Consider the following 23,929-nt stretch of genomic DNA (forward strand, 5'->3'; position numbering starts at 1 on the left):
TCCCGGTCCGGGCCTTTCCGATCCCGACCTGGCGCACGCGGTGCGCCTGTCGAAGGAGGTTTGATCGTTCATGGAGCGCAGAACTCTGCTCACCGGATCGCTGGCGGTGGCCGCCACGGCCCTCGCCGCGGCGCCGGCACAGGCCCACCGCGGCCGAGGGAAGGACGAGGCGGCCACCCGGTACGGCCGGGTCCGTGGCCGCCGCGAGGGCGGCATCGTCAAGTTCCTCGGCGTCCCCTACGCCATGCCGCCGCTCGGTGAACTCCGGTTCCGGGCACCGCAGCCGTTGAAACCCTGGCACGGCGTCCGCGACACCGTCGACTTCCCGAATCCGGCCTACCAGGTCGCCGGCGGCGAGATGGGCCCCGCCGGCAACGGCCGGATGCCGGCGCCGTCGGAGGACTGCCTCTACCTGAACATCTGGACCCCGGCCGTCGACGGCAAGCGCCGGCCGGTGATGTTCTACAACCACGGCGGCGGCTACATGATCGGCTCAGGCTCCGCCACCGGGCAGGACGGCGGCAACCTGGCGCGCCGGTACGACGTGGTGGTGGTCGAGTCCAACCACCGGCTCGGCCTGCTCGGCTACCTGTATCTCGGCTTCCTCCAGGACGGATACGCCGCCAACCAGGGCATGCAGGACATCCTCGCGGCGTTGCGATGGACGGCCGAGAACATCGAGAACTTCGGCGGCGACCCGGACGACATCATGGTCTGGGGCGAGAGCGGCGGCGGCGCGAAGACCGCGGCCGTCTACACCATGCCGGCGGCCTCCCGACTGTTCCATAAGGCGTCGATCGAGAGCGCCGCACCGCTGCGGTTCCCCACCCGCGACGGCGCCGTCAACCGCGCCGACCGCACCCTGCACCTGCTCGGGCTGACCCGCCGCGACATCCGGACGCTGCACGACATCCCGGCCGCCCGGCTCCTGGAGGTCCAGGTGTCCGAGGCGGCGAACGGTGTCGCCCCCTGGGGCGACCCGGACCCGGTGCTGCCCGGCTTCGGCGCCTTCGTCGACGGCCGGATCATCCCCCGGCATCCGTTCGCCGACGGCGCAGCGCCGTTCTCGGCCGACAAGCCGCTGATGGTCGGCACCACCCGCGACGAGACGGTGTTCTTCAGCCTGTTCGGCCCGAAGGACGTCTTCGGCATCGACGACGCCGGTCTGCGTAGCCGGTTGAGCGGCACCTACCAGGGCGCCGAACTCGACGAGATCATCGCCACGTTCCGCCGGTCACGGCCGCGAGCCACCCCGGCGCAGCTGTACTTCGCGATCACCACGTCACCGATCTGGCGTGACGCCATCAAGATCGCCGAAGCCAAGGCGGCACAGCGCCGTGCGCCGGTGTACATGTACCAGCTCGCCTACCCCGACCCGACCCTGGTGCCCGGCACCGACTTCCCCCTCGGCTCGCCGCACGCCTCCGACATCCCGCTCAAGTTCGCCAACACCGCTTCGGACAAGCCCGCGGGCGAGCGGGCCACCGCACGGCACATGAGCGCGCTCTGGGCCGGCTTCGCCCGCGACGGCCACCCGAACGCCCCCGGGGTGCCGCACTGGCCCGCCTACCACCGCCGGGACCGCGCCACCATGTGGATCGACGCCACCTGCAAGATCGTCAACGACCCGGACCGGAGCGAACGGCTGTACTGGGAAAGGCGGGCGTGACCGATGCCGCCGGTTCCGGGATCCCCGGAGCCGGCGGCACGCCGCGTCACGGAGCCGAGGCGGTAGAGTGCGGCGCTCGTGACGCGGGAGCGGAAAGTTTTTGAAAAAAGTTCGGTCACTTTGCATCCGCTGTGCGGTCCGGCGGCCGTCTAGTCCTCGGACAGACAGGAGCCCCGGCTGGTGAACAGTGATGAAGAGGCGAACTACCGAAGTTTCGTCGACGCGCAGGCACATGCCCTGCGCAGACTCGCCTACCTCACCTGCGGTGACTGGCAACTCGCGGAGGACGCGGTCTTCACCGCCCTGGCCAAGCTCTACGACAGGTGGCGGCGGGTGGACCGGCCGGAGAGTTATGCCCGCAGCATGGTGGTCCGGGCCGCCATCGACGAGGTCCGCCGGCCCTGGTGGCGCCGGGAGCATCCGGCCGGGCACGCGATTCCCGAGCAGGTCGGCGCGGACACCGCCCCGGACGTCGACGAGCGTCTGCGGATCCGGGCGGCGCTGGCCCAACTGCCCGCCCGTCGTCGGGCGGTGCTGGTGCTCCGCTACTTCGAGGGGCTCTCGGTACAGGAGACCGCCGAGGCACTGAACTGCCCCGAGGCGACCGTGAAGAGCCACACCGTCCGCGGCCTGCGCACGCTGCGTGACGTTCTCGGGGTCGACGCCGACCTGTCCGCCGACGATTCGAACGGGATGGAGCGCTATGCCTCTCGACATGCATGAGTTGCTGGCGTCGGCGCACGAGGGCGAGCCGCCGATGCGGCACAGCACCGACGACTTCGTGACGGGCGGCCGGCGGCGGCGCACCCGCAGGCGGATGACCTGGGTCGGCAGTGCGGCGGGGACGGTGTTGGCGATGGCCGCGGTGACGTTCGTACCGCAGATGATCGTCGGCAACCGGACGGTCCCGGCGAGCGGTCGGCCGGTCATGTTCTACGCGGTGACGGCGTTCAACCAGAGCATCAGCGCCTTCGAGGTGAGCGACATCGAGGTCAGCGATCCGGTGAACGTCACGCCCGGCTATCAGCAGTCGGCCATCCGCCGGGTCGGCGAGGCGACCCGATACGAGCGGGGCGACGGCCTGACCGAGCAGGTTCCGAAAAGCGAGTCGGTTCTCACCGTCTACCGTCCGGGGGTCTTCGATCCGGCCCGGTTCGGCGACGCCGAGTCGGTGGCCGTCGGTTCGGAAGCCGGCCGGTACTCCGCCGACGAGCGCTCGCTGGCCTGGCAGTATGCGCCGGGCGCCTGGGCCGTGATCCACTCCGGGCAGGGTCATCTGAGCAAGGCCGACATGCTCCGGCTGGCCGCGGCGATGCGGACCACGCCGGACCGTCCGGCCACCCTGCCGTGGCGGATGACCTACCTGCCGGCCGGTTACCACCTCAGCTCGATGGGGACCAATCCCGACTTCGCGGTGACCGGCGACCAGCTGCAGCGGGGTGCCGCCCGTTTCACCAAGGAGCCGGAGGAGTACGCCTCCCTGACGCAGCCGCTGACCGGCGACGGCCTGTCGAACCTGCGGGTGACCGTCTACCCGCGCTGGGTCGCCGAGTCCCAGTTGACGGGTTTCCTGTGGGCGGGGGCGCAGGCCGACCCGTCCGGCGGCCCGTCCTTCGACCCCTCCCCCGGCGTCTCGGACTGGCCCTCGTATGAGCCGTCCTACGAGCCGTCCTTCGAGCCGTCCCACTGGCCGACCTACGAGCCCTCGCACACACCGCCGTCGGCAACCGATGTCGAGCCGTTCTGCGTGCCGGATCAGAGCGTCTGCTACCGGGTCACCGCGGACGGGGCGTACGTCGTCGAGGCGACGGCCACCGCCGAGCCGGACGGCACCGAGCTGCTGAAAGTGCTGCGCGGCATGCGGATCGCCGATCCCGACGACACCTCCACCTGGTCCGTCCTCGGCGAGGCGCTGCCCGCCACCAGCGGCTGACACCCGGGCCCCGGCCCGCCCGAACGACACCCCCATTCCCACCCTCGGTGGCGAATCGCTTCGCCATGCCCGTACGGAGCTCTCATGATCAACATGCAACGACGTGTCATCGCCGCACCCGTGGCCGTCCTCGGCGAGATGCTCGACCGCCTGGCCGGCCCGAACGACACCCTCTGGCCTCACGACGAACCGCTGTGGCTGGACCGCCCTCTCGACACCGGCGCGAACGGCGGCCACGGGACGTGGCGCTACACCGTGACCGCCTACCAGCCGGGTCTGCGGGTGCGGTTCGAGTTCCCGGCCGACTCGCCGCTGGCCGGGTACCACGAGCTGTGGGTCCGCGCCATCACCCACGACCGGGCCGAGATGGTGCACATCCTGGTCGCCCAGTCCCGGGGCGCGATGCTGCTGCTCTGGCCACTCGCCGAACGCCGGCTCCACCAGGCGCTCGTCGCCGACCTGCTGGACAACGCCGAACGCGCCGCCACCGGCACGGTCCGCCGCCCGGCCCGCCGATCGCTGTGGGTGCAGCTGTTGCACGCGATCAGACCGACCCGGCCCGCGGAGACCGCCCGATGACGATGACCATGCCGGCCATCGCCGCGAGCCGCCCGGCCGAACCACCTCACCGCCGCGGTACGCGCCTGCCGGCGCTCGACCTCTTCCGGTTCACCGCGGCCCTCGGCGTCGCCGTCTTCCACCTGGTCGCGGTCGCCGGCACCGGAGGCGTACGGATCTGGGGCGACCCACCCGAAGCGGTGTTCGGCAGCCTCTACACGGTCGCGTCGTACGGCTGGGTCGGCGTGCCGTTCTTCTTCATGATCAGCGGGTTCGTCATCTGCATGACGGCCTGGGGCCGCACCCCCGGGCAGTACCTGCGGTCACGGTTCGTCCGTCTGTTCCCGGCACTGTGGGTGTGCATCGCGATCACCACGATGGTCGCCGCCGCGTACCCCAGGGTGTTCGGCCCGGTGCCGTTCCGCGCCCTACCGGCGAACCTGTTCCTGCTGGCCGACCCGCTCGGGGTGCCCCGCGTCGACGACGTGTACTGGACGCTGTGGCTGGAACTCAAGTTCTACCTGCTGTTCCTGGCCGTGGTGTGGATCGGTCTCACGTACCGCAACGTCGTCGCCTTCTGTCTCTGTTGGAGTGCGGCCTCGATCGTGGCCGCCGAGCTGCAACGCCCGTGGCTGGACGCGTTGGTGATGCGCGGGAACTCGCACTACTTCGTCGCGGGAATCGCGTTCTACCTGCTCTACCGTCATGGTTCGCGGCTGGAACCGTGGCTGCTGGTGGCGTTCAGCTGGGCCTTGTCGATCCACTACTACGAGGGCAACCCGTGGCAGGCGAGTCACGGCGCGTCCTACACCCCGTCGAGTGTTCTGGTGACGCTCTGTTTCGTCATTCTGGCGCTGCTGGCCACGCACCGCCTCGACTGGATCCGGTGGCGTCCGCTGGCCGTCCTGGGCACGGCCACCTACCCGTTCTATCTGCTGCACTACGTGGCCGGTTTCGCCGCCGTCCACTTCCTGCGTCACCACACCCCGATCGGCCCGATCACCCTGCTGGCCCTGATCCTCACCGTCCTGATCACCGTCGCCGTCCTGGTGAACCGCTACGCCGAACAGCCGATCGCCGCCCGGCTTCAGGCACCACGCGGATGAGGGCATGATGACCCACTGTGGACTTCGTGCGGAGCTGGTGGGAGCTGCGTCTCCCGTTCTACGGGCTCGGGGCGGTGGCCGGGCTGCTGATGGTCTGGCTGCCCTATCAGACCCATCTCGACAACGTGGCCTGGGGCGAACGGCTCCGCCAGGAGGGTGCGCCGGCTCAAGCGGTCGTCTACGACCTCGAACATCAACCCCGCAACAGCAACACCATGCATCTGCGGTACGACGCGGGCGGCGCCCGGCACTGGACCGAGGTTCCCTGTGAGCAGGTCTGTCATCCGGCGGGCACGCCGGTGGCGATCTGGGTCAGCCCCGCCGATCCGAGCGACTTCGTCACCGACTTCGGGGTGCTGAGCGGGCATCGCGGGCGCGTCCAGGGCGGTATCGGGGTGGTCGGGTTCGTGCTGTTCGTGTCCATGGCGCTGCTCACCCTGGACCGTTTGAGCCGGCGGCGGCGGGACCGCCGGATACGCCGATAGGGAACATCACCAACCGCCGGCGGCCCCGTTGTTCAAGGCAGTACCGACCGGCGGAAGAAGGATGCTCGATGACGGCCGCTAAACCGAATCACCTGAAGGCGCGGCGGCTGCTGCTCGACCATCTCGATCGGCATCCGGACCGTACCGTCAAGAACGATCTTGATCCGCATGAGGCCGGGATCGTCGGGGACGCCGCACACAAGGCCGGCGGCGACTCCTACCACCTCGGCAAAGACCGCATCCGGGCGCGGGCCGGCCGGGACCGGTACTCGGTCGACGAGTCGCGACGGGACCGGGACGGGCTCGACGATCACGCGTCGGCGATGGACATCGGGTTCTTCAAGGTCCGTACGCCGCGCGGCACCTTCGATCTGTACGACTTCAACGCCTGGCTGGTCGAACTGTGCAAGGCGGACCACCCGGACACCCGCGACCTGCGTGAGGTCATCTACAGCCCGGACGGCCGCACGGTCCGCCGCTGGGACCGGCTCGGCCGGCGCTCCAGCGGCGACGACAGCCACCTGACGCACACCCACCTGTCCGAACACCGCGACGCCGACGGTCACCGCATGGTCCGGCTGGCGAACCGGTGGCTGCGTCACATCGGGCTGATCACCGCCAAGATCCAGGAGGAGGCACCCGCCGCCTGACCCACACCGGCTACCATCCCTGGGCATCAATGGGATGGGAAGGACGAAGTGGTGACGGAACACGCAGCCGGGTCGAGACCACCCGCAATCGACTCGAGCCGGCCGCACCCCGCCCGCCGCTACAACTACTGGCTCGGCGGTAAGGACCACTTCGCCGCGGACCGGGAGTCCGGAGACCAGATCGCCGCGGTGATGCCGTCGATCCGGACCGCCGCGCTGGAGAACCGGGCATTCCTCGGCCGGGCCGCCGGACACATCGCGCGGCAGGGCGTGCGGCAGTTCCTGGACATCGGCACCGGCATCCCGGCGCCCGGCAACACCCACGAGATCGTCCAGGCCGTCGACCCGCAGGCCCGGATCGTGTACGCCGACAACGACCCGCTCGTGCTGACGCATGCCCGCGCGCTGATGGCCGGCACGCCCGGGACGATCGCCTACCTGGACGCCGACCTGCGCGACCCGGCGTCGATCCTGGACCACCCCGACCTGCACAAACTGCTCGACCTGAGCGAGCCGGTCGGGCTGCTGCTGATCGCGGTGCTGCATTTCGTGCGCGACGACGAGGACGCTGACGGTGTCGTGGCGCAACTGCTGGACCGCTTACCGGCCGGCAGCTGGGTCGCGGCCAGTCACGCCACCTGGGAGCACACCCCCGAGCACGTGGTCGCCGAGCTGCAGAAGTCGAACCGGGACGGCCGGTTCGTGCCGCGTGACGGCCACCGGTTCGCCGACCTGTTCGCGGGCCGGATCGAGATCGTCGAGCCGGGCGTCGTCTCGGTCGCCGACTGGCACAACGACAACCCGGCCCGTGCGGCCGCCGCCGACGTCATGTGCAACGCGCTGGTCGGCCGCAAACCGTAGAAGCCGCAAACCGTAGAACGACGTCAGGCGGGCAGGGCCAGCCGTACCGGGGCGTACCGGGTGCGGCCGGCACCGGTCGTGAACGCCCAGTACCGCTCGCCGAACGACCAGTGCCACCACTCGGTCGGATAGTTCACCAGTCCGACCGAGGTCAGCGCGGTGATCAGGGTCCGCCGATGGCGACGGGCCCGGTCCGGGATGTTCTCGGCGGCCGTGAAACAGGCGTTGGCACTGTCCACCGGGGTCGCGTCCAGCGGTGTACCCATGTCGACCTCGGCACCGTCGGCGTCGCACAGGGTCAGGTCGACGGCGCCGCCGGTGCTGTGCGGGGCCACGTGCACCGGCGAGACGAACTTGGTGGCCTCGACGTAGACCCGTTCGGTGTCCCACTCCGGGTGCCGGGCGGCCAGCTCGTCGAGGTAGCCGTCGAAGATCTCCTGTTGGCGGTCCAGCGGCCGGTACCCTTCGGTGATCAGGAACCGCAGCCCGTCGGGCAGGCTCGCCTGTGCGTCCAGTAGCCGCGCCACCACACCCTCGCGGAGGTGGCCGTACGCACCGTCGGCGTCGGCGTACCGCCCGTCGAGCCGTAGTTCCGGTATGTCCCGCAGGTCGACCAGGGGCTCCTCGGACTCCCCCAGCGCGATGGCGTCGATGCGACTGTCGGACAGCAGGACGTACGGCTCGGGCGGCATTTAACTCCATCCGTGGGCGGGTTCCTGCAGTACCTTGCGGTACCTGATCTGTTCGGCGCAACTCGCTGCCGGGTAAGGGACGACGCGTGTGGTTGCGGGATCGTGAATGGGTCGATCACCTGGTGCGGGCGGCGCGACGGTACGACCAGGCCGACGGTGGGCGCCTGGCCGCCGCCGTGACGTACTACGCCTTCTTCGGCACGTTCGCGGCCTGGCTGCTGGGCTTCGCGGTGTTCGGATTCGTGCTGGACGACCCGCAGGTACTGCGCGAGGTCGAGCACTATCTGGCGCAGGACCTGCCGAGCGTCGACGTGGAGGCGATCCGCGATGCCCGTACCACCGTGGGGGTCGTCGCTTTCGTGGGGTTGCCGGTCACCGGATGGTTCTGGACCGACGCGTTCCGGTCGTCGATCCGCCGGATCTGGGAGCTGCCGGAATATCCGGGCCGGCTGGTCGGGCGGATCCTGGCCGACCTGGCCGTGCTGGCCGGCCTCGCGGTGCTGCTGGTCGCATCGGTGGCGGGCGCGTATGCGACAACGGTCGTGGCAGGCCGGATCGCCGAGGTCGCCGACGCGGGCGACACGCTGTCGCGGGTGCTGCTGGAGGTGGTCGGGTTCCTGGCCGGCACCGGCGTCAACACCGCGCTGGCCTGCGGCGCGCTGGCCGGGCTGCCGCGGGTGCGGATGTCGTGGCGGCGGCTGATCGGCCCGGCGCTGCTGACCGGCGTGGTCATCGAACTGCTGAAGACCCTCGGCGGGTTCTACGTGCGGGCGGTCGAGGCCAATCCGGTGTACGGGCTGGTCGCCGGCTCGGTCGGGTTACTGGTCTTCCTGAACCTGGTCAACCAGGTGATGCTGTTCGCCGCCGCGCTGACCGCGACGAGCACCGTGGGCCGTGCCACCGACCTGGCCGTCCGAAGCTGATCACTCGCGCGGGGTGGTGCACAGCGGTTCCGGGGTGCCGTCGGTGCGCACGCACGGGGCGTACTGCTGGGCCGCGATCATCGACCGGGCCTCCACCCCGACCAGGTAGTTCGCGAACGAACGGGTCAGCGGGTCGGTCCGGTCCAGGTCGCCGTAGCTGTACAGGTACTCGACGGTCCAGAACGGGTAGCCGGCCCGGATGTCGTCGACGGTGGCCGCCTGACCGCCCAGCCGCACCTGGTCGACTCCGGCGGTGAGCAGCGCGTTCGGGGTGTCGACGTAGCCGATGGCGCCGGCCCGGGTGCGGACCTTGGTGAGCACGTCGCTGGTGGTGGTCTGCTCACAGATCACCGGCTGGTCACGCGGCACGCCCTCACGCAGCACGTCGCACGAGTCGCTGGTGGCGCCGGCCTGACGGCCCTTCAGCACGAACGTCTCCAACGCGCGGCGGCTGCCGGACCGGTCGTCGCGGGCGACCACCCGGATCGGGCCCGGGTTCAGCGCCGGATCGACGTCCCGCCAGTCGGCGACCTCACCCCGGAAGATCCGGCGCAGGGTCTCGGCAGGCAGGTCAGTCACCGTCACCCCGTTGTTGACCACGATGCTGTACGGGACGACGGCCAACCCTCGGCTGGGCACCAGATCAGCGAACCCGATGAACTTGCCGTCCGCCAGGGCGAGCCGTTTGGGGCGCTGTTCGGGGGCGACGTTCTGCAGGTGGTCGAGCCCTTCGAAACTGCCCGCCGCGACCACGGTGATCTTCGCGTCGTCGCAGTAGGTCATGTACTGCTCGGCCAGGTGCGCGGCGATCCCGGCGAACGCGCTCGACCCCTCCACGGTCAGCTCGCCGGAGGCGCAGACCGGCGCGCCGGCCCCGGTGCCCGCCTTGCGGTCGGAACTGGCGAACAGCAGCGTCGCGACCAGCGCACCGGCCAGCAGGATGCTCACCGCGGCACCGGCGATGGTGGTACGGCGGGTGCGTGGCGTGTCGGCCTGGGTGACCACACCGCCCTCGGCGAGCCGACCGATCGCCTTGGCCGCCGGGTTCGGGCCCGCACCGTCGTTGGAGAGCAGGACGACGACCTTGTACTCCTCGTTCGGGTTCAGGTCGACGCGTGGCAGTTCCAGCGTCGACTGGCCGAGCTGCCAGCGGAAACCCTTGAACTCGCCGGCCAGCGCCTCCGGTTTCTCCTCGGTGAGGCCGGCCGCGATCGTGCGGCGGTCCGGGAAGTCCAGCTCGAACGTCTTGTAGTCGTGCTTGGAGATCGAGGTCCGCCCGACGTTCTTGACCCGGGCCACGACCAGCGCCGGCTGCTCGATGTGGGTGTTCTCCTGGTCCATCACCCGGGCCACCAGCCGGGCGTAGGCCGGGCTGAACCCGAGCGGTGAGTTGAACCGCACCCGGAACGACAGCACCCGCCTGCGCCGGGCCTGGAACTGGTTGAACAGGGTGAGCCCGACCGCCAGTATCAGCGCGGCGATGAGACTGCTGACACCCTGCTGGGCACTGAGCCAGTCGACCAGGACCGACATCGCCACCGGCACTCCCCTCGGCACGTCAATCCATCGACTCTCCTCGGTGGATGTGAGCTGCGGGGATGCGTCAGGTTAACGGGGAATCACACATCGGCGGCACCTGTCCGGCGGCCGCGGCGGGCGAGCTGCCACAGTTTGGCGACCGCGACGATCGACCAGACGCCGTTGAGGATGACGAACCCCCACGTGGTGGAGAGCAGACCGACGGTGGTGAGCAGCGCCGCGCCGACCAGGTTGAGTAGCTGGTAGGTGACGGTGTCCACGCCGAGCCGCCCGAGTTGGAGCCCCACGAACGCGGTGAGCACGAGAAACGCGCCGATCAGCGACAGTGTCTGGATCATCGGGCGACGGTAACCCTGGCCGGCGGCGCTCAGCGCGCGGGTGAAACTGACGATGGGTACTCAGTGACAGCAACGAGCGCGGTGGGGGCACGGCTGCGCTCGGCCGGGACGCTGACCGTTGCGGTCATCGTAGTGACCCTGATGATCGCCGGGGCCACGTTCGCGGCGATGACCCGGGGTGACGACGAGACCGCGCGGCGGCTGCTGCAGCGGCGAGCCAGTCAGGTCACCGCGGCCGTGCAGAGCGAGGTCAACCGGTATCTGGACGCGCTCAGCACGACAGCGGCCGCGGCGGGCGCCCACGACACCCTCACGAACGCGAAGTTTCTGCAGCTCAGCGCCCCGCTGTCGGGGATGCGGCTGTCCGGGGCGACGGCTGTCGGGTTCCTGCTGCCGGTCCCCGACGACCGAATCGCCGAGACCCAGCGGCTGTGGCGGGACCGGGGTGTCACCGATCTGCTGCTCCGGCCGGTCGGTTCCGGGGAGCACATCTTCACCGTGATGGTGCGTGTGCTGGACGCGCTGCTGGTGCCCCGGGCCGGCCTGGACGCCACCCAGTCCCGGCCGCTGTGGGACACGCTGCGCGCGGCCCGCGACACCGGCCGGCCGGCGATCTCCGAGCCGTACGGTCTGGTCGTCGATCAGAATCTGCCGCCCGCCCAGCGGCAGTTGTCGTTCACCCTCGCCGCACCCGTCTACGGGCTGGCCGCCCCGGACGGCAGCCGCGAGTTCCAGGGCTGGGTGACGATGAGCCTGCGCAGCCGCAACTTCCTCGGCACGGTGCTGCCCGCGCTCGGCGACGGGCTGCGCGAGGTCTCCCTGTCCACGTCACCGGAGGAGTACGGACCGCTGGTCGCCGCCTATCCGAGAGCCGACGCCCACGAGCCGGACATGTCCGATTCCGGGACGGTGACGGTGGCCGACCGCACCTGGTATCTACGGATCGGCGGCGCCCGCCGGGAACTGATCGGCTCCAGAGCCCTGCCCCGGGTGGTCGCGGTCTCGGTGTTGGCGCTCGGTCTGGTGCTGGCCGCGCTGGTGCACGTGCTGGCCACCGGCCGGGCCCGGGCCCGGCGGGCGGTCGAGCAGGCCACCACCGAGTTGGCGGCGGCCGAGTCCCGGGCCCGGGAGCAGGCGTTCCTGCTGACCACGATCCTGGACGCGATGAGCGACGGGGTCGGGGTGGTCGACGACAGCGGCGAGTTCCTGCTGCACAATCCGGCCGCCAAGTCGATGCTCGGGATCGCCGAGGACCGCAGCGGCCCGCAGAACTGGCAGGAGCACTACGGCATCTTCCGGGTAGACGGCAGCGGCCCGTTCCCGACCGAGGAGCTGCCGCTGGTCCGGGCGTTGGCCGGGGAGCAGTGCGATCTCGTCGACATGCTGATCCGTAACGTCACCCACCCGGACGGGCTCACCATCAGTGTGTCGGCCCGTCCGCTGCGGCTGCAGGGTGGCCGGGCGGCCGCGGTCGCCGTCTTCCACGACATCACCGCCCGCAAGGCCGACATGGCCGCGATCGAGGCGGCCCGCGACCAGCTGGCGGCGCAGAAGGACTATCTGACCCAGGTGCTCGACGCGTTGCAGATCACGGTGGTCACGTGTGACACCGACGGGATGCTGGTGCACACCAACGCCACCGGGGGCGCCCGGGTCGGCGCGCCGATGACCGGGCGGCACATCGACGAGGTCAGCTCGGGGATCACTGTCACCGACATGGACGGGCAGGTGATCGCTCTCGCCGACATGCCCATTCCGCGGGTGTTGCGGGGTGCCGACGCGATCCGGCTGGAGGCGATGGTCCGGTTCGGCAGCGGTCACACCCGGGCCGTGGTGCTCAACGCCCAACCTCTGGTGGACCGGACCGGCGCCCGGATCGGCGCGGTCGGTTCGTCGTACGACATCACCGCCCTGCGTGAGCGGGAAGCGGATCTGGCCGCGTTCGCCGGGGTCGCCGCGCACGATCTGCGGGCTCCGCTGATGGTGATCGCCGGGTACACGGCCCTGTTGGAGGAGGATCTGGAGGACGGGGCCGACCCGGAGTCGATGCACCCGACGGTGGCCCGGATCGGGGCCGGGGTGCGCCGGATGCAGCAGCTGATCGACGATCTGCTCGCCTACGCGACGGCCCGGGACGCGCGGATCAGCCTGCAGCATGTCGACCTGCAGGAGGTGGTGGCCGACATCGTCACCGAACGGACCCTGCACCTGCACGTCGCCGACGGCGGCGGCCCGCCCCCGGAGATCACGGTCGGCCCGCTGCCGGTGATCGACGCCGACGCCAGCATGATCCGGCAGGTGTTCGACAACCTGATCGGCAACGCCCTGAAATACACCAGGCCCGGCGAGCCGGCCCGGATCGACATCGCCGCGAGCCATCCGGACGGTGACCCGGCGACGATCCGGATCACCATCGCCGACCGTGGCATCGGCATCCCGGCCGAGGAGCAGCCGCACGTGTTCGACCAGTTCCATCGGGTCGCCGCACACACCAAGTCCTACCACGGCACCGGGCTGGGCCTGGCGATCTGCAAGCGGGTGCTGCAACGGCACGACGGCACGATCCGAGCCGCCGACAATCCGGGCGGCGGCACCTGCATGATCATCGAGATGCCGTACGCCGGCCGACCGCTGCCCGCCCCGGTCACGGTGTGAACGCGGGGAACTCCTCGACGCCGAGCACCCGCAGCAGATCGAGGCGTTCCCGGGCCTCGTCGTCGGCCGGGGTGAGCACCAGCAGCTTCTGACCCAGGTCCGGGGTGAGCAGTGTTTCGCAGTCCATGGTCAGCGGGCCGACCCGCGGGTGCCGGAAGGTCTTGCGGTCGGCGCGGCGCACCGCGACCTCGTGTTCGGCCCACCGCCGCCGGAAGTCGGCGCTGACCGCCAGCAGCCTGTCGACCAGGCCGGTGACCTCCGGATCGTCGGCGCGGCGGCCGGCCACCGCGCGTAGGTCGGCGACGTGCCCGCGGGCGTGCCGGTCCTGTTCCTCAGGCGTCGCGACGGCGCGGGCCTCCGGTTCGGTGAACCACCGGTAGATCAGGTACCGACGGTCGCCGGCCAGGCCGGTGTGGTCGCCGCTGAGCAGGATCGACGCGCGGTTCTGGGCGAGCACCTCACCGAGGTCGGAGATGATCATGGCGGGGGTGTCGCCGAGCAGGTCGAGCATCCGAATCAGGCCGGCGCGGGCCTGCACGGCCGGTCCGGATGCGGGTGGCGGCTGGTGGCCGGCCAGGCGGAACAGGTGAGCGCGTTCGTCGTCGGACAGCCGCAGCGCGCGGGCCAGCGCGGTCAGCAGCTGGGTGGACGGCCGGCTGCTGCGGCCCTGTTCCAGACGCACCACGTAGTCGACGGAGACGCCGGCGAGCATGGCCACCTCCTCGCGGCGCAGCCCGGCGGTCCGGCGGCGGGGTCCCTCGGTGATGCCGACCTGGGCGGGGCGGACCGCGGCCCGCCGCCGGCGCAGGAAGTCGGCCAGCTCGTCACGCTGCATGGGTCCATGCTCTCCCGGGCCGGCCCGCGGTGACAGGGAGCGCCGCTCCCATGATGAGTGCTCCTCTTCCGGGCCGGTCGGCGGCGGCGCAGCCTCGATGGCATGCAGACACGAACTCTTGGCAGCACCGGTCCGGTCGTCTCCGCGCTGGGGCTGGGTGCGATGGGCATGACCGCCGGCGCGTACGGGCCGGCCGACCGGGCGGAGAGCATCGCCACCGTGCACGCCGCCCTGGACGCGGGCGTCACCCTGATCGACACCAGCGACCACTACGGCACCGGGCACAACGAGATGCTGGTGGCCGAGGCGCTGCGCGGCCGTGACCGCGACGACTACCTGCTGAGCGTGAAGTTCGGGGCGATGGTCGGGCCGGGCGGGGTGTTCCTCGGGCAGGACAACCGGCCGGCGGCGGTGAAGGACCGGCTGGCACATTCGCTGACCCGGCTCGGTGTGGATCACGTCGACGTGTACCGGCCCGCCCGGCTGGATCCGGAGGTCCCGATCGAAGACACCATCGGGGCGATCAAGGAGATGGTCGACGCCGGGTACGTACGACATGTCGGGCTGTCCGAGGTGGGTGCCGAGACGATCCGGCGGGCACACGCGGTCCATCCGATCGCCGATCTGCAGATCGAGTATTCGCTGGTCTCCCGGGCCGTGGAGGCGGAGGTGCTGCCGGTGTTGCGGGAGCTGGGCATCGGCATGACCGCCTACGGGGTGCTGAGCCGAGGCCTGATCTCCGGGCACTGGAACCCGGACGCGGTACGACCCGGCGACCATCGGGCGATGCTGCCGCGGTTCTCCGGTGACAACGGGCGGCACAATCTGGCCCTGGTCGAGGCGGTGCGGCGGATCGCCGACGGGCGCGGCTGCACGGTGGCGCAGCTGGCGATCGCCTGGGTGGCCGCGCAGGGCCCGGACATCGTGCCGCTGGCCGGAGCCCGGACCCGGGAACGGTTGTCGGAGGCACTGCCGGCGCTGGACGTGCGGCTCACCGCCGAGGACCTGGCGGCGATCGAGGCGGCGGTACCGGCCGGGTCGGCCCGCGGCGACAGATATCCGGCGGCCATGATGGCATCGGTCGGCGTCGGCAACTGACCGCCTCTCCCGGCCCGACCAGGCACTACTCTTTCCGCATTGGCGGCTGTCTCCGCCTGTCGGCCGTTTCTCGTCCTCCGAAAGATCGATTAGCGGATCATCGGCGGATAGTGAACGACCGATTCGGTTACCGTGTCGGAATGCAGCTCAGCCCCGATTCCGGTGACCCGATCCGTGTCGAGATCACTCTCGACGGCGAAGATTCCGACAGCGCCCTCAACGAGCTGCGGAAATGGCTGCTCAGCGACGAGGACCTGGTCGGTGTCCGGGTGGATCCGGTGACCGCGGCGACCCGGCCCGACCTGATGTCCGGCGGGCTGGTCGAGGCGCTGGTCGCGACGGTCACCGATCCGGGCCTGATCGGGGCGGTGTTCGCCGGCGTGGGCGGGTGGGCCGCCGCCCGGGCGTCCAACCGCCGCACCCGGGTGCGGGTGACGGTCGGCGACCGTGAGGTCGAGGTGGAGGGGCCGGACCTGCGCGATCCGGAGGGCATGGCGCGTCGCCTGCGCGAGGATCTGGGCGAGGCGCCGTGACATGGGGCTACCCGACTTCACCAGGTCGCGGGCCGTGCTCATCGGCACGGCGAAATACCGCAGCGCCAATCTGCCTGATCTTCCGTCGGTCGCTCACAACATCACCGCACTCAAGGCCCGCCTGACCGATCCGGAACTGTCCGGTTTCACGAATGAGAACTGCGCCGAGATCCTGAACCCGAAACTTCCCGGCCAGATGCTGAAACGGGTGCGGCAGGCCGCCAAAGAGGCCGAGGAGTTGCTGCTGGTCTATTTCGCCGGGCACGGGCTGCTGGATCGGGACGGTGAACTGCACCTGGGCGTGCGGGATTCACACGAGGAGGAGCCGTGGACGAGCGTGCGGTTCGACGCGCTCGCCGGGCAGATCCTGGAGAGCCCGGCCACCAGCAAGATCGTCATTCTGGACTGCTGTTACAGCGGACGGGCGTTGCAGCATCTGCACATGTCCGAGGACCGGCTGGTCGAGCGGGCCACCGCCCAGCTCGGCATCGACGGCCTGTACGTGGTCACCTCCAGCGCCGCGAACAAGCCGTCGCTGGCGCCGGCCGATGACGAGTTCACCGCGTTCACCGGCCGGCTGCTGAAGTTCATCGACGCCGGCCTGCCCGGCCCGCAGGAACTGCTGACCATGCACGCGCTGTACACGGCGGTCCGGCAGGACATGCAGCGGCACCGGCTGCCCCGCCCGCAGCAGTACAGCGGCAACCTCGCCGGTGAGGCGGCGCTGGTCCGCAACCGCGCCTACGTGCCGGCCGCGCCCGCCGAGCCGACCGACGAGCCGGTGAGTGTGCCGGTGGACATCCGGCGGGCACGGCGGCCGGCGTTCCTGGCGGCGCATCCGCGATGGCGGCGGGCGGTCGGCGGCGGGCTGGCCCTGGCCGTGTTGGGCGGCACGGCGAGCGCGTCGGTGGCGGTGGCGGCGGCTCCGTGCGCGGCTCCGGCGGCGATCCGGATGCTGGTGCCCCTGGACACGGTGGAGATGTTCACCGACGTGGCCGACGCCTACGAGTACGCCACCCGCGGCGCCGGTTTCTGCCAGCGGGTGCGGGTCAGTGTCGCCGGCGCGTCGCGGGACGATGTGGCGCGGGCGTTCGCGTTGTCGTGGCGTACCCCCGCCGACGCCTCGGCCGACGATCGTCGGCTGCTGCGCCGGGTCGGTCTGCCGCCGGACGTGTGGGTCGCCGATCTGACCGCGGACATGGCGGCGGTGCAGGCCGCCCTGACCGGAACCGCGGACGCCGGGGTACGGATCCCGGGTGACCCGACCCGCTGGCCGATCGCCGAGTCCCCGATCGTGCTGGCCGAGCCCGGTGCGCCCGGCGGCACCCCGGCGGCCCGCCCGGCCGCGTCGTGGACGAGTCTGGTCGCCGGTGGCGATCCGCGGCCGCCGGTGGCCGGGATCGTGCGCCCGGACCCGGACACCACCACGGTGGGTCGGCTGGTCGACGTGTCGTTGTTCCCGCCGGGGCAGAGCCCGGCCGTGGCCCGTGGCCGGGTGCAGGTGCCGCTGGACGCCGCGGCGGTGGCCGCCGGTCAGGGTATCGGCGTGCCGGACATCGCCGCGCTGCTGTGTGCCGCGCCGGCCGGTCCGGAGCGGCGCAGTGCGGTGATCGTCGCCGAGTGGCAGTTGGTCCGCCACAACCTGTACCGCCAGGATCGGGGCCGCTGCGGCGGGCGGGCGGTGCCGTGGAACGCCTGGTATCCGGGTGACACCCGCTGGCTGGACTATCCGATGGTCCAGCCGCAGTGGTCGCCCGCCACGGGTGCGCGGGTGCGCCGTACCGCCGATGACTTCACCGCGTGGATCCGCTCGCCGGCCGGTGGTCGGGCGCTGGCCGATCGTGGGCTGCGGCCTCGCAACTCCGGGCCGGACACCGGGTTGATCAGCCGGAACGGGGCGTCGGCGAACTGGTACGCCAGACAGGGCTACGAGACCGACATCTCGGACCTGGAGCGGGCCGCGAAGTCGTATCAGGCGGCCCGGAAACCGGCGACGGTGCTGGTCGCCGTCGACGGGTCCGGGTCGATGGCCACGACCGGTGGTGGGCGGACCCGGTTCGACGCGGCGCTCGACGGGATCGCGGCGTCGGTCGGCGCGATGGGCCCGCGCGACAGGTTCGGCCTGTTCATCTTCTCCACCGCGATCCGCGGCGAGATCACCGAGATCGGCGGGGACGCCGCGAAGCTCACCGAGCGGGCGCGCGGATATCGGCCGTCCGGCAGCACACCCCTGTATCTGGCGGTCGATCACGGGGTCCGCAAGCTGCGCGACGACCGGGCGTCCGACGACAGACATCGGGTGCTGGTGGTACTGACCGACGGCGACGACACCACCGGACACGCGCTGCCCCGACTCGACGACGACACGATCCGGGTGGTGATCGTCAACGTGGGCGCGTCCGGCTGCCCCGATCCGCGGCTGGCCACGCTGACCCGGGAGCACGGCGCGTGTGTCGGGGTGCCGTCCGGGTCGGTCGACGTCCAGGTGGCCGAGCAGATCGAACGACTGTGGCAGAAGGAAACGACGTGATCAATGCGGTGGGCCGGCGCACCTGGCTGCTACTCGGCGCCGGGCTCGCGGCCGGTGTGCTGCTCGGCGCCACGGTTCCGGCGCTGTTGCGTTCCTCGGCGGACACGTCGGCCGAGCTGGTGATCGTCAGTGGGGTCGAGGACGGTGAGGGCGGCGCCCGACAGACGCTGATCGACCTGTGGAACCGGATGCACCCGGACCGGCGTGCCCGGATCGAGCTGGTGTCCGGCAGCGCCGACGAGCAGCACGACGCGATGGTCCGCTACGCCAAGGGCGAGGAGCAGGTGAAGGCCGACATCCTCAATCTCGACGTGACCTCGATTCCGGAGTTCGCCGAGTTCGGGTACATCGCGCAGTGGCCGTCCGGTTCGCTGCCCAGCCGACAGCTGGCCGAGTTGCTGGCCAAGCCCCGGGAGAGCTGCTTCTACGACGGGCGGTTGTGGGCGCTGCCGTTCAACACCGACGCCGGGGTGCTGTTCGCCCGCCGCGGGCTGCTGCAGCCGCCACCGGCGACCACGCCGACGGCGTTCACCTGGGCGGACATCGCCGGTCAGCGTCCGGCCGACGGATCCGGCACACCCAAGGCGGCGTACGCGGGTCAGCTCGACGGCTACGAGGGCCTCACGGTCAACGCGCTGGAAGCGCTGTGGGCGGTCGAGCGGGAGCAGGGCGGCTCGTCGGAGGAGCAGCCGCTGGGGGTGCCGGACGATCCGGCGATCTGGACGGCCGCGGTGGACCGGCTGTTCGGCACGGCCGACGCGGCGCGGGTGGTCGATCCGGGGTCGACCGCCTACCGGGAGAACGAGACCACCGAGGAGTTCCTGCAGCGCCGGCTGGTGTTCATGCGCAACTGGCCGGTGGCGTTCCGGGCTCTGGTGGAGGGCAGCGACCAGCGGGCCACGGTCGCGGCAGCGGACATCGTGATGACACCGCTGCCGGGTCCGGCGGTGCTGGGCGGGCAGAACCTGGCGGTGGTGTCCGGGTCGACTCGCGGCGACGACGCCCGGGAGCTGATCACGTTTCTCGCCGGTGAGCCGTCGCAGCGGGTGTTGATGCAGGTCGGCGGCTATGCGGCGGCGACCGGCGCGACCTATGACCGGCCGGAGATCAAGGCCGCGCATCCGTACGCGGCGACGATCCGGGCGGCGATCGAGAACAGCCGGCAGCGGCCGCAGACGCCGTACTATCCGCGGTTCAGTGAGGAGGTCCGGCAGCTGGTCACCGAGATCCGCAACAGCGGCGGAAAGCAGGTGCCGCCGGACCTGCGGCAGCGGCTCACCGACGCCGCGCAGGGCCGGCTCCAGCCCCGGTGACTCAGTCCTGGTAGAGCTCGACCTTGTCGACCGACCAGCCGATGAACTCGGCGATCTCCTCGGCGTCGCCGGACAGCGCCCAGTCCTCGATCACGTCGGCGAGACCGTCCGGCAGGTCACCACCGTCGACCTGGGTGAGGTCGGTGTCCTCGAGGACCCGGTCGTAGTGGACCCACTTGTCGTCCGGGTCGAGTTCCTTGCCGGCGGCGAGGTACCCGTCCAGGCCGTCCTCGCCGGCGGCGAGGATCTCGTTGGTCCGCCAGTCGACGATGTCCCAGGTGGTCTCGCTGATCTGGCCACCCGCGACGATCCGGCGGCCCTCGGCCTCGAACCGCGCGATCTGCTCCTCGATCTTGCCGTTGTCGGCGTGGTTCGCTTCCAGGACGTCCTGGATGAAGGTCTTGAGGTCGCTCACGACAGTCCCCCCGTTGATCACGTTGATGGCGCCGTGCAGCATACGGCCGTCCGCTCGACGGCCCGGGAACGGGCAGCCGTCCACCCGGTGAAGGATCGGCTCAGCCGGCCGGCTTCAGGATGACCGTCGCGGTGCCGGTGTCCAGGGCGTGCGGGTCGAGGGTGAACGTGTAGGTGCCGGTCACCGGCGTGATGAACCCGACCGAGCCGTGCTTGTTGTCGCCGATGGACTCCGGGATCCAGCTGACCACCACCGCCGTGCCGTCCGGGGCGGTCACGACGAGCCCGACCCCGGCGTCGTTGGTGAGGCTGCCGAGTGCGGCGGCGATGTTCAGGTGCTGCCCGGCCTCGGCCGGGAAGGTGAGGTACGCGTTCTCGCCGGGCCGGCCGATCGTCACCGTCGTGGCCGGGCCGCCGCTCGTCAGGGAGCCGGCGACGCCACCGACCAGGTTGACGGTGGCGGAGACGGTGTCCAGGTGGCTCGGGTCGATCGCCAGGGTGTAGCGGCCGCTGACGGTCGCGGTGACGTCGACGCCCTTGTCGTACTGGTCGTCGGCGGCGTAGTAGAGCGGGCCCTCGCGGAGGAGGCCGCCGTCCGGGCCGTGGATCTCGAAGGTGACCGCGTTGTCGAAGTCGATCCCGCGGATCCAGGTGACGACGCTGAGACGCTGCCCGGCGGCCGCATCGAATTCGGCGATGCCGCGCATGCCGGGACGATCGATTCTCAGTTCGGCGGCCGGTCCGTTGCGGGTGAGCGCCGCTGTCCGGCTGGCAAGGAGCTGGAACGTCACCGCCCCGGGTCCGTCGGCGATCCGGGCCACCTCCACGGTGTGCGCCCCGGCCTCGGGCGTGACGAAGTGACCGATCATCGTCCGGTCGACGATCTCCGTGGTGACCGGCACCGCCGCACCGGCCGCTCGGACCTCCAGCCGGTATCCCCCGACGTCGTCGGTGTCGCCCACGCTGAGCAGGAACCCGAAGTCCTGTCCGGCCCCGGCCGTGAAACAGACCCGTTGCCGGACGCCGGCGGCGGGGAAAGTCAGCTTCACCGGCTCCGCGCCGACGTCGGCACACGACATGACGGCATCGCCTGCCGTGGCCGGGGATGAGGCGAACGCGGGCACCCCGACGAGTACCAGGGCGACAAGGCCGGCGATGATTCTCACCAGCGGATCCTATGGCTGGTCAAGCGGTCTTTTCCGGCGCTTCGCGATGGTGCTCAGGCCTCGCCTCCGTCCCCGCCGTCATCGCAGTCGTCGCCGTCCGGGGTGGACGAGGGGTAGCTCGGGCCGGACGATCCGGTGAAGAGGACGAGACCCCAGAACAGGAAGAATCCCAGCGGGATCAGCCAGGCGAGATCCACGAACATCGCCACCTTCTATATTGACTAGACAATGTGTACGAGGATGCTCCCACCCGATCTCCACACCGTCAAGAGACAATGCTTAGATTGACTAGACATTCGAAGTGGACCGGAGGTGGCCCGTGGAGTCCCAACCCGCGTACCAGCGGATCGCCGCGACCTACCGCACCCGGATCGCCTCCGGTGAGCTGCGTCCGGGCGATCAGCTACCGACCGAACACACCATCGCCGACCAGTTCGGGGTGGCCCGGCAGACCGTCCGCACCGGCCTGAGCCTGCTCGTCACCGAGGGCCTGATCGTCGCCCGGCGCCCGCACGGCTACTTCGTCCGGCAGCGTGAGCACATGATCTACCGGCCGCAGGAGAAGTCGAGGCCCCGCCCGCTGGTCCCGGAGATGGACCGATTCTCCCAGCAGATCGCCGCCGAGGGCCGCTCTCCCAGCCAGCGCATCGAGGTGTCACTCGTGCAGGCCGGCCCGGACCTGGCCGAGCGCCTGCGGGTGGAGCCCGGGGCGATCGTGGTGGCCCGCCGCCGGGTCAGGTTCATCAACGGCGAACCGACCAACATCAACGACTCGCATTTCCCACTCGACCTGGTCAAGGACTCCGAGATCATGTCCCCGGCCTACATCCCGCGCGGCACCGACCAGGTCCTCGCCGACCTGGGTCACCGGCAGGACCGGGCGATCGACGAGATCCTGGTGCGGATGCCCACCCCCGACGAGATCCACCGGTTGACCCTCGGGCCGGGCACACCCGTCGCGGTGCACTTCGACACCGGCTACACCGCCGACGGGCGGCCGGTGCGCTGCACCGTCAACGTGCTGCCCGGCGACCGGCACAGGATCGTCTTCGAGCGGAACTGGCAGGAGGAGCCGGTCAGTTGATCTGCCGGTCCCGGCCCTGCCAGTACGGCTCGCGGAGCTTGAACTTCTGCACCTTCCCGGTGGCGGTACGCGGCAGCGCGTCCAGGAACTCGACACGCTTGGGGCACTTGTAGCCGGCGAGCCGTTCCCGACAGTGGGCGATCAACTCGTCCGCGCTCACCCCGCCGTCGGTGACCACCAGAGCGGTCACCCGCTCACCCCATTTCTCGTCGGGGATGCCGATCACCGCCACCTCACGGACCGCCGGGTGGCCGCTGACGGCGTCCTCGACCTCGATCGAGGAGACGTTCTCGCCGCCGCTGATGATCACGTCCTTCTTGCGGTCGGAGATGGTCAGGTAACCGTCGGTGTACACCCCGCCGTCGCCGGTGTGGAACCAGTCGCCCTCCTGGACGCGGGCGGTCTCCTCCGGGTTGTTCCAGTAGCCGTCGAGGTTGTGGTTGGAACGGGCCAGCACCTCACCGTCGGTGCCGACGGTCAACTGGACGCCGAGCGCCGGGGTACCCGCCCGGCCCAGCCGGCGAGCCTGCTCATGCGGTTCGAGACCGGCCCATTCCGAACGCATCCGGTTGACCGTGAGCAGCGGTGACGTCTCGGTGAGCCCGTAGATCTGGATGAACTCCCAGCCCAGCTCGGCGCGCACCCGCTCGATCGTGCGGGTCGGCGGCGGCGCCCCGGCCACCACGATGCGGACCCGGTCCCGGCCGGGGATCGCACCCGCCCAGGTCCGTGCCGCGTCGAGAGCCGCGTTGACCACGGCCGGGGCCGCGCAGAGCAGGGTCACCCCGTGCTCGTCGATGCGGCGCAGGATCTCCGCGCCGTCGATCTTGCGGAGCACGATGTGCCGCCCGCCCAGCCCGGTCACGACATACGGCATCCCCCACCCGTTGGCGTGGAACATCGGCAGCGTGTGCAGCAGCACGTCGTTGTCGCCGGCGGTGATGTGCAGCCCGAACACGGTCGCGTTGAGCCACAGGTTGCGGTGGGTGAGCTGCACCCCCTTGGGCCGGGCGGTGGTGCCGGAGGTGTAGTTGAGGGTGGCGGTCGCCGCCTCGTCCCCGGCCCACGGCCGCGGCTCACCCGTACCACCGAAGATCTTGTCGTCGTCCTCGCCGAGCACGAACGTGTGGTTGGCGCCGACCGTGTCGAGCAGGCCGCGCAGCTCCGGGTCGACCAGCAGCACCTCGGCGCCGGAGTGCTCGACGATGTAACCGACCTCGGCCGCCGACAGCCGGAAGTTGACCGGCACCAGCACCCGCCCCCACCCGGAGACGCCGAAGAACGAGGCGAGCATCCGGGCCGAGTTGTGCGACACGATCGCGACCCGTCCACCGGCCGCCACCCCGAGCGCGTCGAGGGCGGCGGCCTGGCCCCGGGCCCGGGCCGCCAACTCGCGATAGGTCAGCGATCCCCAGGACGCCGCCGGCTGGTCGGGTTCGTCGACCACCGCGATCCGGTCGCCGTAGACGAGCTCGGCACGGTCCAGGAAGTCACGGACACCGAGGTTGACGAACATCCACAGCTCCTTCGGTCACGGCCCGGGGAAC

Annotated in this window: 23 protein-coding genes; 15 read left to right on the plus strand and 8 right to left on the minus strand. The window is 70.8% G+C overall.

Annotated features, from left to right (window positions below):
• Positions 1-70: 70 nt before the first annotated feature.
• The 8 genes from Q0Z83_RS24035 (at position 71) to Q0Z83_RS24070 (ending at position 7,262) form a co-directional block, all read left to right on the plus strand.
• Positions 71-1,669, plus strand: a complete 1,599-nt coding sequence (locus Q0Z83_RS24035; RefSeq protein WP_317796235.1) for a carboxylesterase/lipase family protein — start codon at positions 71-73, stop codon at positions 1,667-1,669.
• Between the two features lie 180 nt (positions 1,670-1,849).
• Positions 1,850-2,392, plus strand: coding sequence for a SigE family RNA polymerase sigma factor (locus Q0Z83_RS24040; RefSeq protein ID WP_317796237.1), 543 nt, complete (start codon positions 1,850-1,852; stop codon positions 2,390-2,392).
• A complete protein-coding gene (locus Q0Z83_RS24045) occupies positions 2,385-3,602 on the plus strand; it encodes a hypothetical protein (RefSeq protein WP_317796238.1) in 1,218 nt (405 codons plus the stop codon). The genes Q0Z83_RS24040 and Q0Z83_RS24045 overlap by 8 nt, the downstream gene beginning before the upstream one ends.
• 93 nt (positions 3,603-3,695) lie before the next feature.
• A complete protein-coding gene (locus Q0Z83_RS24050) occupies positions 3,696-4,181 on the plus strand; it encodes an SRPBCC family protein (protein WP_317796239.1) in 486 nt (161 codons plus the stop codon).
• On the plus strand, positions 4,178-5,266 hold the full coding sequence (locus Q0Z83_RS24055; protein WP_317796240.1) for an acyltransferase family protein: 1,089 nt from the start codon (positions 4,178-4,180) through the stop codon (positions 5,264-5,266). Before Q0Z83_RS24050 ends, Q0Z83_RS24055 begins: the two co-directional genes overlap by 4 nt.
• A gap of 17 nt (positions 5,267-5,283) precedes the next feature.
• Entirely contained in the window at positions 5,284-5,751 is a 468-nt protein-coding gene (locus tag Q0Z83_RS24060; RefSeq protein ID WP_317796241.1) for a DUF3592 domain-containing protein, read from the plus strand.
• A 68-nt stretch (positions 5,752-5,819) separates the two neighbouring features.
• The gene (locus Q0Z83_RS24065; RefSeq protein WP_317796242.1) at positions 5,820-6,401 is read left to right on the plus strand and encodes a hypothetical protein; all 582 of its coding nucleotides are present in this window, start codon (positions 5,820-5,822) and stop codon (positions 6,399-6,401) included.
• Between the two features lie 51 nt (positions 6,402-6,452).
• Positions 6,453-7,262: an SAM-dependent methyltransferase gene (locus tag Q0Z83_RS24070; RefSeq protein ID WP_317796243.1), complete on the plus strand. Its 810-nt coding sequence runs from the start codon at positions 6,453-6,455 to the stop codon at positions 7,260-7,262.
• A gap of 23 nt (positions 7,263-7,285) precedes the next feature.
• On the opposite strand, the gene Q0Z83_RS24075 is transcribed toward Q0Z83_RS24070, so the two are convergent.
• Positions 7,286-7,954 (minus strand): M15 family metallopeptidase, encoded by a 669-nt coding sequence (locus Q0Z83_RS24075; RefSeq protein ID WP_317796244.1) that lies wholly within the window; start codon positions 7,952-7,954, stop codon positions 7,286-7,288.
• Between the two features lie 86 nt (positions 7,955-8,040).
• Here Q0Z83_RS24075 and Q0Z83_RS24080 point away from each other — a divergent pair, with 86 nt between their 5' ends.
• Positions 8,041-8,877, plus strand: coding sequence for a YihY/virulence factor BrkB family protein (locus Q0Z83_RS24080; protein ID WP_317796245.1), 837 nt, complete (start codon positions 8,041-8,043; stop codon positions 8,875-8,877).
• Here Q0Z83_RS24080 and Q0Z83_RS24085 read toward each other — a convergent pair whose 3' ends face one another.
• Both Q0Z83_RS24085 and Q0Z83_RS24090 read right to left on the minus strand, forming a co-directional pair.
• Entirely contained in the window at positions 8,878-10,410 is a 1,533-nt protein-coding gene (locus tag Q0Z83_RS24085) for a PstS family phosphate ABC transporter substrate-binding protein (protein ID WP_317797124.1), read from the minus strand.
• Positions 10,411-10,496: 86 nt separating this feature from the next.
• Entirely contained in the window at positions 10,497-10,754 is a 258-nt protein-coding gene (locus Q0Z83_RS24090) for a CBU_0592 family membrane protein (protein WP_317796246.1), read from the minus strand.
• 63 nt (positions 10,755-10,817) lie between these two features.
• On the opposite strand from Q0Z83_RS24090, the gene Q0Z83_RS24095 reads away from it, so the two are divergent.
• Positions 10,818-13,409, plus strand: coding sequence for an ATP-binding protein (locus Q0Z83_RS24095; protein WP_317796247.1), 2,592 nt, complete (start codon positions 10,818-10,820; stop codon positions 13,407-13,409).
• On the opposite strand, the gene Q0Z83_RS24100 is transcribed toward Q0Z83_RS24095, so the two are convergent.
• A complete protein-coding gene (locus tag Q0Z83_RS24100) occupies positions 13,399-14,244 on the minus strand; it encodes a helix-turn-helix transcriptional regulator (RefSeq protein ID WP_317796248.1) in 846 nt (281 codons plus the stop codon). The two genes, Q0Z83_RS24095 and Q0Z83_RS24100, sit on opposite strands and share 11 nt — an antisense overlap.
• Positions 14,245-14,346: 102 nt before the next feature.
• Between Q0Z83_RS24100 and Q0Z83_RS24105 the strand changes: the two genes are divergently transcribed.
• The 4 genes from Q0Z83_RS24105 to Q0Z83_RS24120 all read left to right on the plus strand — a co-directional run bounded on the left by Q0Z83_RS24105 (position 14,347) and on the right by Q0Z83_RS24120 (position 19,718).
• Positions 14,347-15,342: an aldo/keto reductase gene (locus Q0Z83_RS24105; RefSeq protein ID WP_317796249.1), complete on the plus strand. Its 996-nt coding sequence runs from the start codon at positions 14,347-14,349 to the stop codon at positions 15,340-15,342.
• Between the two features lie 140 nt (positions 15,343-15,482).
• Positions 15,483-15,875, plus strand: a complete 393-nt coding sequence (locus tag Q0Z83_RS24110) for an effector-associated constant component EACC1 (RefSeq protein ID WP_317796250.1) — start codon at positions 15,483-15,485, stop codon at positions 15,873-15,875.
• 1 nt (position 15,876) lies between these two features.
• Positions 15,877-18,405 (plus strand): caspase, EACC1-associated type, encoded by a 2,529-nt coding sequence (locus tag Q0Z83_RS24115; protein ID WP_317796251.1) that lies wholly within the window; start codon positions 15,877-15,879, stop codon positions 18,403-18,405.
• Positions 18,402-19,718, plus strand: coding sequence for an extracellular solute-binding protein (locus Q0Z83_RS24120; RefSeq protein ID WP_317796252.1), 1,317 nt, complete (start codon positions 18,402-18,404; stop codon positions 19,716-19,718). The genes Q0Z83_RS24115 and Q0Z83_RS24120 overlap by 4 nt, the downstream gene beginning before the upstream one ends.
• 1 nt (position 19,719) lies before the next feature.
• Here the strand turns inward: Q0Z83_RS24120 and Q0Z83_RS24125 are convergent, their stop codons facing one another.
• The 3 genes from Q0Z83_RS24125 to Q0Z83_RS24135 form a co-directional block, all read right to left on the minus strand.
• The gene (locus Q0Z83_RS24125; RefSeq protein WP_317796253.1) at positions 19,720-20,133 is read right to left on the minus strand and encodes a hypothetical protein; all 414 of its coding nucleotides are present in this window, start codon (positions 20,131-20,133) and stop codon (positions 19,720-19,722) included.
• 100 nt (positions 20,134-20,233) lie between these two features.
• Complete coding sequence (locus tag Q0Z83_RS24130) at positions 20,234-21,298, minus strand: hypothetical protein (RefSeq protein ID WP_317796254.1); 1,065 nt, start codon at positions 21,296-21,298, stop codon at positions 20,234-20,236.
• Positions 21,299-21,351: 53 nt separating this feature from the next.
• The gene (locus tag Q0Z83_RS24135) at positions 21,352-21,501 is read right to left on the minus strand and encodes a hypothetical protein (RefSeq protein WP_317796255.1); all 150 of its coding nucleotides are present in this window, start codon (positions 21,499-21,501) and stop codon (positions 21,352-21,354) included.
• A 116-nt stretch (positions 21,502-21,617) separates the two neighbouring features.
• Between Q0Z83_RS24135 and Q0Z83_RS24140 the strand changes: the two genes are divergently transcribed.
• Complete coding sequence (locus tag Q0Z83_RS24140) at positions 21,618-22,382, plus strand: GntR family transcriptional regulator (RefSeq protein WP_317796256.1); 765 nt, start codon at positions 21,618-21,620, stop codon at positions 22,380-22,382.
• Here the strand turns inward: Q0Z83_RS24140 and Q0Z83_RS24145 are convergent.
• Entirely contained in the window at positions 22,375-23,898 is a 1,524-nt protein-coding gene (locus Q0Z83_RS24145) for an AMP-binding protein (protein WP_317796257.1), read from the minus strand. The genes Q0Z83_RS24140 and Q0Z83_RS24145 overlap by 8 nt on opposite strands.
• Positions 23,899-23,929: the final 31 nt, after the last annotated feature.

Source organism: Actinoplanes sichuanensis (assembly GCF_033097365.1).
GTDB classification, from domain to species: Bacteria; Actinomycetota; Actinomycetes; order Mycobacteriales; family Micromonosporaceae; genus Actinoplanes; species Actinoplanes sichuanensis.

Excerpts from the sequence above, each read along its gene's own strand:
- Q0Z83_RS24135 (WP_317796255.1), bottom strand. The coding sequence starts at position 21,501 with ATGTTCGTGGATCTCGCCTGGCTGATCCCGCTGGGATTCTTCCTGTTC.
- Q0Z83_RS24090 (WP_317796246.1), bottom strand. The coding sequence starts at position 10,754 with ATGATCCAGACACTGTCGCTGATCGGCGCGTTTCTCGTGCTCACCGCG.
- Q0Z83_RS24145 (WP_317796257.1), bottom strand. The coding sequence starts at position 23,898 with ATGTTCGTCAACCTCGGTGTCCGTGACTTCCTGGACCGTGCCGAGCTC.
- Q0Z83_RS24045 (WP_317796238.1), top strand. The coding sequence starts at position 2,385 with ATGCATGAGTTGCTGGCGTCGGCGCACGAGGGCGAGCCGCCGATGCGG.
- Q0Z83_RS24050 (WP_317796239.1), top strand. The coding sequence starts at position 3,696 with ATGCAACGACGTGTCATCGCCGCACCCGTGGCCGTCCTCGGCGAGATG.
- Q0Z83_RS24055 (WP_317796240.1), top strand. The coding sequence starts at position 4,178 with ATGACGATGACCATGCCGGCCATCGCCGCGAGCCGCCCGGCCGAACCA.
- Q0Z83_RS24035 (WP_317796235.1), top strand. The coding sequence starts at position 71 with ATGGAGCGCAGAACTCTGCTCACCGGATCGCTGGCGGTGGCCGCCACG.
- Q0Z83_RS24065 (WP_317796242.1), top strand. The coding sequence starts at position 5,820 with ATGACGGCCGCTAAACCGAATCACCTGAAGGCGCGGCGGCTGCTGCTC.
- Q0Z83_RS24085 (WP_317797124.1), bottom strand. The coding sequence starts at position 10,410 with ATGTCGGTCCTGGTCGACTGGCTCAGTGCCCAGCAGGGTGTCAGCAGT.
- Q0Z83_RS24110 (WP_317796250.1), top strand. The coding sequence starts at position 15,483 with ATGCAGCTCAGCCCCGATTCCGGTGACCCGATCCGTGTCGAGATCACT.
- Q0Z83_RS24105 (WP_317796249.1), top strand. The coding sequence starts at position 14,347 with ATGCAGACACGAACTCTTGGCAGCACCGGTCCGGTCGTCTCCGCGCTG.
- Q0Z83_RS24115 (WP_317796251.1), top strand. The coding sequence starts at position 15,877 with ATGGGGCTACCCGACTTCACCAGGTCGCGGGCCGTGCTCATCGGCACG.
- Q0Z83_RS24100 (WP_317796248.1), bottom strand. The coding sequence starts at position 14,244 with ATGCAGCGTGACGAGCTGGCCGACTTCCTGCGCCGGCGGCGGGCCGCG.
- Q0Z83_RS24075 (WP_317796244.1), bottom strand. The coding sequence starts at position 7,954 with ATGCCGCCCGAGCCGTACGTCCTGCTGTCCGACAGTCGCATCGACGCC.